This is a genomic window from Flavihumibacter solisilvae, from assembly GCF_000814475.1.
Lineage (GTDB): Bacteria > Bacteroidota > Bacteroidia > Chitinophagales > Chitinophagaceae > Flavihumibacter > Flavihumibacter solisilvae.
The window spans coordinates 1-832 of record NZ_JSVC01000075.1 but is presented as its reverse complement, the minus strand read 5'-3'; the positions used below and the strand labels follow the sequence as shown (position 1 = coordinate 832).

At 49.5% G+C, this 832-nt stretch carries 1 protein-coding gene; it reads left to right on the top strand.

Annotated features, from left to right (window positions below; all coding sequences use genetic code 11):
* On the top strand, positions 1 to 832 hold an 832-nt coding region (locus tag OI18_RS24805), incomplete at both ends, for a hypothetical protein (protein WP_039144847.1).

The following is an 832-nucleotide window of genomic DNA, read 5'->3' as shown; positions in this document are numbered from 1 at the left end:
ACTACCAATGTCACCATCTGTACCAGCCAGTTACCTTATAGCTGGAATGGTGAGATATATACCACCACCGGTACTTATGAAAGGACTTTTGTTAGTGCAGCGGGTTGCGATTCGATTGCTACCCTGAACCTGGTGGTAAACGAGACCTTGACCAGCACTACAGACGTAGTGATCTGTGCGAGCCAGTTGCCCTATAGCTGGAATGGTGAGACATTTACCACCACCGGCACTTATGAAAGGACATTTGTTAGTGCAACTGGTTGCGATTCTATTGCTACCCTTAACCTGGTGGTAAATGAAACCCTGACCAGCACTACCAATGCCACCATCTGTGCGAGCCAGTTGCCATACAGCTGGAATGGCGAGACATATACTACCACCGGTACTTATGAAAAGACATTTGTTAGTGCAGCCGGTTGCGATTCTATTGCAACCCTGAACCTGGTGGTTACCGAGACCCTGACCAGCACTACCAATGTCACCATCTGCGCCAGCGAGCTGCCCTATAGCTGGAATGGCGAGACCTATACCACCACCGGCACTTATGAAAGGACATTTGTTAGTGCAACTGGTTGCGATTCTATTGCTACCCTGAACCTGGTGGTTAATGAGACCCTGACCAGCACTACCAATGTCACCATCTGTACCAGCCAGTTACCTTATAGCTGGAATGGTGAGATATATACAACTGCAGGAACCTATACAGTTCCCCTGGTTAGTGCAGCGGGTTGCGATTCGATTGCTACGTTGAACCTGGTGGTTAACGAGACCTTGACCAGCACTACCAATGCCACCATCTGCGCGAGCCAGTTGCCATACAGCTGGAATGGCG